11 protein-coding genes are annotated in these 9,666 nt (G+C 39.0%); 6 read left to right on the top strand and 5 right to left on the bottom strand.

Annotation, left to right across the window (positions count from 1 at the left end; genetic code table 11):
• The coding region (locus PHP90_RS05920; RefSeq protein WP_299926763.1) for a PilZ domain-containing protein at positions 1-557 on the top strand (557 nt) is incomplete at its 5' end.
• Positions 544-2,094 (top strand): hypothetical protein, encoded by a 1,551-nt coding sequence (locus PHP90_RS05915; protein ID WP_299926760.1) that lies wholly within the window; start codon positions 544-546, stop codon positions 2,092-2,094. The genes PHP90_RS05920 and PHP90_RS05915, both read left to right, overlap by 14 nt.
• Before the next feature lie 3 nt (positions 2,095-2,097).
• Here the strand turns inward: PHP90_RS05915 and nspC are convergent, their stop codons facing one another.
• Entirely contained in the window at positions 2,098-3,243 is a 1,146-nt protein-coding gene (gene nspC / locus PHP90_RS05910) for a carboxynorspermidine decarboxylase (protein WP_299926756.1), read from the bottom strand.
• Between the two features lie 121 nt (positions 3,244-3,364).
• Between nspC and PHP90_RS05905 the strand changes: the two genes are divergently transcribed.
• The 4 genes from PHP90_RS05905 to PHP90_RS05890 all read left to right on the top strand — a co-directional run bounded on the left by PHP90_RS05905 (position 3,365) and on the right by PHP90_RS05890 (position 6,014).
• Complete coding sequence (locus PHP90_RS05905; RefSeq protein WP_299926732.1) at positions 3,365-3,922, top strand: hypothetical protein; 558 nt, start codon at positions 3,365-3,367, stop codon at positions 3,920-3,922.
• A gap of 172 nt (positions 3,923-4,094) precedes the next feature.
• Entirely contained in the window at positions 4,095-4,643 is a 549-nt protein-coding gene (gene amrA / locus PHP90_RS05900; protein ID WP_299926729.1) for an AmmeMemoRadiSam system protein A, read from the top strand.
• Entirely contained in the window at positions 4,644-5,444 is an 801-nt protein-coding gene (amrB, locus tag PHP90_RS05895; RefSeq protein ID WP_299926726.1) for an AmmeMemoRadiSam system protein B, read from the top strand. It abuts the gene before it with no gap.
• 72 nt (positions 5,445-5,516) lie between these two features.
• On the top strand, positions 5,517-6,014 hold the full coding sequence (locus PHP90_RS05890; protein WP_299926723.1) for a rubrerythrin family protein: 498 nt from the start codon (positions 5,517-5,519) through the stop codon (positions 6,012-6,014).
• Here PHP90_RS05890 and PHP90_RS05885 read toward each other — a convergent pair whose 3' ends face one another.
• Genes PHP90_RS05885 through PHP90_RS05870 form a run of 4 tightly spaced genes read right to left on the bottom strand, consistent with a single transcriptional unit; the run spans position 6,015 to position 9,663 of the window.
• On the bottom strand, positions 6,015-7,199 hold the full coding sequence (locus PHP90_RS05885) for a saccharopine dehydrogenase family protein (RefSeq protein ID WP_299926720.1): 1,185 nt from the start codon (positions 7,197-7,199) through the stop codon (positions 6,015-6,017). It lies immediately after the preceding gene.
• Positions 7,200-7,258: 59 nt separating this feature from the next.
• On the bottom strand, positions 7,259-7,627 hold the full coding sequence (locus PHP90_RS05880; protein ID WP_299926717.1) for a diacylglycerol kinase: 369 nt from the start codon (positions 7,625-7,627) through the stop codon (positions 7,259-7,261).
• A 57-nt stretch (positions 7,628-7,684) separates the two neighbouring features.
• Positions 7,685-8,392 carry a DUF695 domain-containing protein gene (locus PHP90_RS05875; RefSeq protein ID WP_299926714.1) on the bottom strand — a complete coding sequence of 236 codons (708 nt, stop codon included), beginning with the start codon at positions 8,390-8,392 and terminating at the stop codon, positions 7,685-7,687.
• A gap of 35 nt (positions 8,393-8,427) precedes the next feature.
• The gene (locus PHP90_RS05870) at positions 8,428-9,663 is read right to left on the bottom strand and encodes a hypothetical protein (protein ID WP_299926711.1); all 1,236 of its coding nucleotides are present in this window, start codon (positions 9,661-9,663) and stop codon (positions 8,428-8,430) included.
• Positions 9,664-9,666 lie beyond the last annotated feature (3 nt).

Raw genomic sequence — 9,666 nt, 5'->3', positions numbered from 1 at the left:
AAATCCTGCACACCGATGAGCAAAGTGTTATTCTTCGGGTCCACCCTCTTCAAGAGACTGCCGCATTAGTACAAAACGGTATTTATATTCTTAAAAAAGATCAGTTTATCAATGATGTCTACGCCTCTGTTAACCCGATAACGGTTGAAGGCGAACGTGTTTTAGAGCTGAGACAGTTCGATCAGCTCCAGACTTCCCTCTTTCATCGTCAAAGTATTCGTGTACAACCTCCAAAGCCGTATAGCTTTACGGTTGTCCATCCAAGTCTCACATTGCGTTGTCAGCTGTATGACATCTCTATCGGGGGAATTGCGGTTACAAGCAAACATGCGTATGCTATTTCGCCATTTAGTGAAGTAACATTGCTTTTCCCTCCTGAAATTATGGGGCAATCGCCGGAAGTAAAAGGGAGTTTGGTTTTTAAATCTTCTTATGAAGCGGGGTATAAATACCATTTCAAAATTGAACCGAATCTCCAACAAGAGGGTGAACTCGGGAAATATATTGCGAAACGTGAGCAAGAACTTATCAAGAAACTGCGGGATGAGATTATTTAAGATGAATGAACATAATACTCCTCAAGCCGATACAACTTTTGTCAATCCAAAGATAGTTTCTGATGTCATCGATTTATTGAATACCATACTTCCCAAAAATCTCTATGCTCTCGATTTCACACTTGAACATTATTTTACTTTACTCAAAAAATTATCCTTATATGAAAAAGAAGAGTATTTTAATGATAAAAAAGAGGCGATCAAAAAAGCCATTATTAATTATTTTGCGCAATCCAATCAGGATGTCGACATTAATGTCTCTTTCAAAACCTTTACTATGCATAAGCACTTTTTTGATCATTCAAACTCTGAAAAGCTTGACCGTACGATTCATCGAAATAGAGCTCTGATTAATGATTTGGAAAGCAGAAAAGCAGAATTTCTGCCTTTGCCTTTTTTAGTCTCTATACCCAATGAATATTATACGCAGATTATGCAAGGCTATATTGAACATCAACAATCTATGGAGTCCGCTCGATACATTACAAGACAACAGGTAGATCATATTTTTAGTCTTGATGAACGGGATATTATCTTTTTTTTACGGGGAAAGATATCAATACGATACTTCACACCTCCTAAAAAAATACCGGAAGGAATTGATAAACGGTTTTCAGGAGAATCCATTGAAAATATGGAAATAATGTATCAAACCTACTTTCCTGAAGGTATATGGCCAATGATTGAGGAGGTTCTTGACGATGTTCTCAAGGATGGACTTAACTTTTCAGTTATCAGCAATATGACATTCAGTAAAACATTTATTCCTGTTTTTAGGTCCATGATTGAGGTGCTTCTTCTCGATATCGTCAGCGAAAGTGATCGCCCTAAAATCGAAGGACAAACCGGATATATTTTACGGCTGCATTTTCAAAAAATTCTCTTGCATACCTCTAAAAATCTTTTAAATTTCATTGAAAACCGCAACAAAAATGCTGAAAAATTTATCAATTATTTTACCGAAGAAACGATAATTGATATGAACGGTAATAAAATACAAAAATATGCTATTACGGATAAGCGCAACAATAGATGGAATTGTAGTGCTGTCATCTCTTTGATGATGCAATACAAACAAACAAAAATTAAAGTTGCGGCTCAAGACGAAGTTTTAGCAATCGCGCAGGAACGTGTTAACGAGTCAGAAAAAGATATTGAATCAGAAAAAAAATCTAAACATAACTTTGAAAAAGAACTTGAAGAAATTGCAAAATTATTGCCGGATGCCGATATGAAGTTGATGTCACTTAAAGAGAAACTCTCATTAAATCCCGAAGAGAGTGAAGCGATAAAAAGTGAAATGGTCCTCTTGAATGATTATTACAACGAGCTGATAACAAAGAAAAAAAATCATACGGCTCAACTTGAAGTGATTAACAGCAAAATTACCAATAAAATGAGTGAACTGGCTCAACGCAATATAAAACTGACATACGAACAAAAAATACATAAAACAATCCTGGAGCAAACTGCCCCTGTTATAGAGATGTACGAATTAGTTGCCGATGCTCTTGCCTTTACACTCGCTAAGCGTTAACACTCATGACAGACGATTACGATAATCTTCATATCCAAACTCATGCAGAACATTGAGCTTTCCTTCTTTCGTCCAGATAGCAAGTGAAGGGAGTTTGATCCCGTTAAACGTTGTATTTTTGACAAACGTGTAGTGAATTTGATCTTCGAATATGATTTTATCCCCTACACTCAACGGTGTATCAAATGAATAATCTCCCATGATATCTCCAGCCAAACACGTATTGCCTCCAAAACGATACGTGTGTGCTTTTTCTCCGGCTTCACCTGCACCACGTACTTCAGCGCGATACGGCATTGCCAGCGTATCTGGCATATGAGCTTCGGCTGAGGTATCTAAAATCGCAATATTCATTCCGTTATGAACAATATCCAGTACAGAAGCGACCAACGGTCCTGTTTGCCAACCTACTGCTTCACCAGGTTCGAGATAGACAGTAATATCATTATGACGGGCTTTAAATGCTCTTATGACTTCGATGAGGCGATCTACATCGTAATCGATACGAGTTATATGATGCCCTCCCCCAAAATTGACGTACTTAAGTCCATCGATGTATAAGCCGAATTTTTCTTCAAATGCTTCAAGCACTCCCTCTAGTGCATCTACGTTTTGTTCACACAACGCATGAAAATTGAGTCCGTCGAGTTTGCTTACAATGCTTTCGTCAAAATTGGCTAATGTCGTTCCTAAACGGCTGTAGACTCCACACGGATTGTAAAGGTCAACCGGGGAAGAGGAATATTCGGGATTGACACGAAGGGATACCGAGATCGTCGGGTTTATCGATTTTACCCTGTCATAATAACGGTGAAATTGTGCAGGAGAATTAAATACAATATCATCAGAGATACGGGCTATTTCATCGATATCTTCATCTTTAAAGGCAGGAGAATAAGTATGAACCTCTTTGTTCATTTTCTCACGTGCGAGCTTAGCTTCATGCAGTCCGCTTGCAGTACATCCATGCAGATATTTTCCTACCAAATCAAAAGTTGACCACATTGCAAATCCTTTGAGCGCAAGTATGATTTTTGCACCCGATTCATTTTGTACACGCTGCATAACTTGTAAGTTTTTTTCTAAACGATCCTCTTCACAAATATAACACGGTGTATGGGTGAGTTGGGAAAAATCGATTTCGCTCATGGAAATTCCTAGGGAGGTAGTTTTATGGATGTGATTGTAGCATAGAGTTATTTCCACACCGACAAAATTGATGGAACAAGAATTGTATTGTCAGTTTATATATAACTCTGAAGGAATCTCAATGTCAATAAAAGACTACATCGCTGAAAACAAACTCGAATGGATGATCGTTTACAACGCACCAACTGATGCTTACAAATATGCGTACCGTGGATGTCTCATCGTTACTGAAGGTAAAGTCATTACTGCCGATAAAAGTCTTCCACCTAAAGATATTGTTAAACAGGTCCTATTAGCAACCAACAATGATACAATCGATTTTATGGCTTTAGAGCTTCAATCATTGGACCTTTTTGAAAGTTTTGTTGCTAAATACAAAGATTACTTGACACCGGAGGGGAAATACCTTCTATTCGTATCAGATATCATCGGTAAAGGTAAATTTGTTTATGAAGGAATTACCTTCAATACATTTGCATTGGATGAAAGCTCTGTATGGAACGATTTGCTCGATTTTGCAGACCTCTCTAAAGGTGATTTGAAAAAAATGTCTGACAAAGAGAAAATCGATGCAGTAGCTAAAGAAATTTTACGAAGTAACCTTCGTATTAATGATAAAACGTATGACGAGATCAAAGCATTGCAACGTGGCGGAAAAGCTTCATTCGGAGCAGTATAATCTCTCTTATTTCCCCTTTTGGGGAATAACAACACTTCAATCTTTTCATTCTTAGATCAATCATTTTTCAATTTTTCTCTCTTATCGCCTCTTGTTACGATTTGAATGCTACAATTGTATGCAATAGAAGTAAGTTTCGAATTTTACTCCGTAAGTAAAGTGGAGGTTAAAAATGAATCCAACGGTTTATCTGAAAATTGCCAGAGATGCGATCAAAGCACATTTTGAACACACAGCGGTCGATAAAGATTTATTAATAGATACATATCCTGAGCTAAGGACAGAAAGAGCTACTTTTGTGACGCTTACTCTAAATGGTCGTTTACGTGGATGTATCGGATCAATCATTGCTCATCAGAGTTTGATTAACGATTTAGTCTCTAATGCCCAATCCGCAGCTTTTCATGATCCCCGTTTTCCGCCACTTTCTCTAAAAGAATTTGATTCAGCAAAGATCGAAGTATCACTTCTGACTAAACCGGAACTGATATCATATGAAAACGCGGAGGATTTGACCCAAATAATCCGTCCCAATATTGACGGTGTTATTTTACGTGTCGGAAATTATCAAGCTACCTTTTTACCACAGGTATGGGAAGAACTCTCCAACTTCGATTCCTTTTTTACCCATTTAGGACTCAAAGCCGGGATCGGGAGTAATCCCCTCTCCTATCATCCTGATATTTATACCTATCAGGTAGAAAAAATCAAGGAGGAGTAAATGGCAGACCGTACCATGAGTGTAGCGGGGAGTTTTTATCCTGCAAATGAACATGAAATTCTTGCAATGATTGAGCATTTCAATACGATATTATCGTCACATCCAGATGCCTTGCATCGTTTTGAACTATTAAAAGGAAATGCGATTATTGTTCCGCATGCCGGTTGGATCTATTCCGGTTTTACGGCAAACATAGCATTCCGTATTCTGAAAAACACCCACCCAAAAACAATTGTAGTAATAGGTCCATCTCATCGTGTCGGCTTTGATGGAGCCAGTATAGCCGATATAGAGTCGTATCAAACACCTTTGGGATCGTTAACTATTAATCGTAATCTAACGAAAGATTTAATGCAGCGGTTTGGTCTTTCGTATTATCCCGATGCACATCATGAACACAGTACCGAAGTACAGATGCCTTTTATCAAACACTATTTTCCGGATGTGAACGTCATAGAGATTGTCTATGCATATTCAGAGCCTTCTCAAATAGAACCAATCATCGCTTATTGTTTGAATCAAGGTGACGTTGCCGTTGTTATTAGTACTGATTTGAGCCATTACTATTCACTGGAACAAGCAAACCAGATTGATGAAATATGCTTGGAAGCCATTCGAGATAAAAGTACAGTTGAATTGCATCAAGGGTGTGAAGCATGTGGTATTATCGGTGTAGAGGCCATGTTAAATGTAGCCAAGAAAAAAGGACTGAAAAGCACTATTCTCGATTACAGAACGAGTGCAGATGCGAGTGGGGACAGTGCTCGTGTTGTAGGGTATGTCAGTGCCTTGTTTCAATAGAATGTAGATTATAAGTCTGAGCATTCAATAATAAAGAGTATGATAAAAAAATATTTAATCAAAGGGAATAAAATGCCAACAACAGAAGAGAATCTCAAATACGCCTTCAGTGGTGAAAGCCAAGCATATCAAAAGTATCTTGCTTTTGGTGAGAAAGCAGAAAAAGACGGTTTTCCGAATATAGCCAAACTATTCAAAACAACTGCAGAAGCTGAACACATTCATGCAAACGGACATTTAAAAGCGATGGATGCGGTTGGTTCCACTTTGGAAAATCTAAAAGCAGCCATCAGCGGTGAAACACATGAATTTAATAACATGTATCCTCCGATGTACGAGCAAGCAGTTGCAGAAAATCACAAAGCCAAAAAAATGTTCGGTTATGCACTGGAAGTAGAAAAAGTCCATGCAGAGCTTTATCAAAAAGCATTGGAAGCGATCGAAGCAGGTAAAGACTTAGATGAAGTTACTATTTATCTATGCCCGATATGCGGACATATAGAGCTCGGAACACCACCGGAAACATGTCCGATATGCGGTGTTTCAGGTTCGAAATACGTTCAAATTTAATTAAACGTCCATCTCGATAACATTCCAAGGGAGTCCTTGGGTGTTCATTTCATCCATAAACGGATCCGGATCCATTTGTTCCATATTGAACACGCCTTGACCGCTCCAGATACCTTGAACCATCAGTTTCGCACCGATAACTGCTGGGACACCTGTGGTATACGAAACACCTTGTGATTTTACTTCGGCATAACACTCTTCATGATCTTTTACTTGATAGATATAAATTTTTCGTTTCTTGCCGTCTTTTAGACCTTCAGCAACGATACCGATATTGGTTTTGCCTTTGGTTCGAGGACCAAGTGACGCAGGGTCTGGAAGTAATGTTTTCAAAAACTCGATCGGTACGATTTTCATCCCCTGATGTTCGACCGGTTCAATTCCGAGCATTCCGACATTTTCAAGGCACTTCATGTGGGTTAGGTAGCTTTGACCGAACGTCATAAAGAAACGGATACGTTTAAGACCATGGATATGTTTGACCAATGATTCCATCTCTTCGTGATACAACAGATAACTGTCTTTAGGACCGACTTCCGGATAATCCCAAACTTGCATGATCTCCATCGGAGCTGTTTCGATCCACTCTCCGTTTTCCCAATAGCGCCCTTTTGCACTTACTTCGCGAAGGTTGATCTCCGGATTGAAGTTGGTTGCGAATGGATAGCCGTGATCTCCGGCATTACAATCGAGAATATCGATCGTGTGAATTTCGTCGAAATAGTGTTTTTGGGCATAAGCACAAAAAATATTGGTTGCTCCCGGATCAAATCCGCTTCCGAGAAGTCCCATGATACCAGCTTCTTTAAAGGCTGCATCACGCTCCCATTGGAGTTTGTATTCAAATTTAGCTTCATCCGGGTGTTCATAATTTGCGGTGTCAAGATATGGAGTTTTAGTTGCGATACACGCATCCATGATAGTGAGGTCCTGATACGGCAATGCGACATTAATCAAAATATCGGGATTAAATTTATTGATCAGATCGATTACCTCTTGGGTGTTGTCCGCATCTACAGTAGTGATTTCGATAGCTCCTGATGGAAGTTCGCTTTGGATCTCTTCGCAGCGCCAAATACTACGACTCGCAAGGATGATACGATCAAATACAGTATTGTTCATAACACATTTATGTGTTACAACGCGTCCTACTCCGCCGGCGCCGATAATGAGTGCAGTTGCCATAGCAAAACCCCTGAAAAAAAAGATAGTGTAATTATAGGTTAAAATCTCTTACGAAATTGTTACAGAAAAAAGGCCGCATACAGAGTCAAACCCCATATTAAAGCCAACATGCCGAGTGAAAGAAATACCAACGCTGCTCCGGCGTCTTTCGCCCGTTTTGCCAGTTCATGGTGATCAAACGTCACTAAATCTACGGTTCGTTCAACCGCACTGTTGATTACTTCAGCAAGAAGCGGGATAAACAATGAGACAGAAAGAATAGATTGATAGATAAAATCGATAGGAAGGCTCCATGCCAGTATCATTCCCACTACAAATAAAATGATTTGAAGACGAAATGACTTTTCATTTTTTGTTACTTCAATCAAGCCGTTAAGGGCATATTTAGTATTTTTAAAAAGTGTGTAACGCGGCTTATTGAGCGCCATTAGTTTCCTTGCATCAATTAAAGTTGATTTGATATTGTAATCAGGTTGAATAAACAATCAACCTAATACCGTACTCCATCCTTCATAAAGGCCATGTTCCTGCATCGCGGACTCATACAACGATGTCGTAGTTTCTTCAACGATTTCAGATGTGATAGCTTCCAACTTGACAAGAACAACACCGTACCCGTAATCACTTTCATCGTCATTGACATATTCTTTGACTTCAAAACCATGAGATGCGAGTTGTGATACGGCACGTTCCATAGAACTCTTGGTTTGAAAGAAAAGATAATGCTCAACTTCTCTCGGAATGCTTAAATCATCACCCGCTTCGACAAGGGCATCAATCGTATGACGGTTTTGGATGCTCAATAGCCCGTATGCATCCGGATAGAGGTTGTCAATGTACATTTCCCACTTACCATCTCTCGAAGAACCGCGTTCATATACATACCCTCCGTGTCGATTCATAACATCAGAACTGATATTTTCAAACCGTTTGGATTGAGGAGCATAAAAATAAAACTCTGCCCACCCCTCTTTCATCACACGTCCTGCAAACACTGCATCCAAAGATGTGTTCAGAGAAGAACTTAAATCTTGGGTAAAAGATTCCAAGCTCTCAGTAACGGTATCCGCCTTGACGAAAAGCCATAGAAGCGATGGACGGTACTCTTGTGGTGCCTCTTCGATGAGGTCAAGCTCTACATCACAACGATACGGTATATTCTCATCATCAAGAAGTTCATAAAACTCTACCATTGCTAAAACCTTATTTTTTCGCCATTATAAAGTCTTTATTCTTGGTTTTCTCCCAAATAGCTCTTATGAAGTTTGACTTTACTCGCCAATTCTTGGACATTTCTCGTTTCAACCAACGGTACCGATTCCCTTTTTTGAAGACTTTGAACCAAAATCTGCATTTGTGCAATCGCTTCTGCAGCCACTTCTTCGACACTCTGTCGTATAGAGCGGTATTCTTGACGTTCATACGATTCTAAAGTGACAATAAGCTCACTTAATTTACCTTTCGCATTACTAAATTCATCATGCAACGTTTCAGCTGAAGTAAAAAGACGTGTGAGCGGTTTTAACGAATCCGAAAGTTCTTTCGAATGAGAGGTCATTTCACGCATATGCTTGGAGGAGAGGACCATTTGCTGCATGATAAGCTCACTTTGTTCACGTGTCCCCCGTAACAACGAATCATTTTCAAGCAATGAAGTAACAATCGATTCACTTTTAGATCCGAGCATCTGAATATGATGTGAAAAATCATGGATGATACGATCCAACTCTTTTTGTACAACAGCAATGGTATGATCAGGAAGATTCTGACGGCTCATATTAATAACGAGATCATGGAGATCTTTTAGTTGTACATGAACCTCTTTTTGCTCATCGCAGGTAGTACGTGAAGCATTTTTTAGCTGATTAAAATGATCTTGTTCTGCAACACGCAAGAGATCGATGTGACGGTGAACGACATTATCAAGACTTGGTAATTCACTCAAAGTAAATTCTTCGAATTTTTCCATAGAACTTTGCTGTTTTGCCAAAAGTGACTCTATTTTGGAAACAAATAGTTTTTGATTGGCCTGTATTACATTGAGAGTGTCTAGCTCCTCTTTGAAGACATTGCGAATTTGATCATGGGTAGAGCTTTCCATTTGTGCTACGATATCCAGGCGTTCACCTAAAGTAGACAATACGGATTCAATAGAGGTTATTTCATCATTTAATGAAGCGGATCGAAGTCGATCATCATACTTATTGATACTGGAAACTGTTTGACTCATAACACTCATAATAGCGGCAAGCGTTATTCCTACCCCAAACGGTAGAAGCGATTCTTTTAATATGTTTACATCCGCTTCAGTGCTAAGAATAAAATGCAATAGCCCTCCGATTATGCCTAGCGCAAGTACTACAGGGGTATAATTGATTTTGTTCGGATCTTTATAAACTGCAGTATGACGTAAAAACAACAATGACATCACAATAATCGTAATAAGTAAATCGATACTAATCAAAGC

The organism is Sulfuricurvum sp. (assembly GCF_028712165.1).
Taxonomy (GTDB): domain Bacteria; phylum Campylobacterota; class Campylobacteria; order Campylobacterales; family Sulfurimonadaceae; genus Sulfuricurvum.
This window is presented reverse-complemented; position numbering and strand designations above follow the sequence as displayed.

Coding starts and splice junctions, on each gene's coding strand:
- PHP90_RS05915 (WP_299926760.1), top strand. CDS start 544: ATGAGATTATTTAAGATGAATGAACATAATACTCCTCAAGCCGATACA.
- nspC (WP_299926756.1), bottom strand. CDS start 3,243: ATGAGCGAAATCGATTTTTCCCAACTCACCCATACACCGTGTTATATT.
- PHP90_RS05905 (WP_299926732.1), top strand. CDS start 3,365: ATGTCAATAAAAGACTACATCGCTGAAAACAAACTCGAATGGATGATC.
- amrA (WP_299926729.1), top strand. CDS start 4,095: ATGAATCCAACGGTTTATCTGAAAATTGCCAGAGATGCGATCAAAGCA.
- amrB (WP_299926726.1), top strand. CDS start 4,644: ATGGCAGACCGTACCATGAGTGTAGCGGGGAGTTTTTATCCTGCAAAT.
- PHP90_RS05890 (WP_299926723.1), top strand. CDS start 5,517: ATGCCAACAACAGAAGAGAATCTCAAATACGCCTTCAGTGGTGAAAGC.
- PHP90_RS05885 (WP_299926720.1), bottom strand. CDS start 7,199: ATGGCAACTGCACTCATTATCGGCGCCGGCGGAGTAGGACGCGTTGTA.
- PHP90_RS05880 (WP_299926717.1), bottom strand. CDS start 7,627: ATGGCGCTCAATAAGCCGCGTTACACACTTTTTAAAAATACTAAATAT.
- PHP90_RS05875 (WP_299926714.1), bottom strand. CDS start 8,392: ATGGTAGAGTTTTATGAACTTCTTGATGATGAGAATATACCGTATCGT.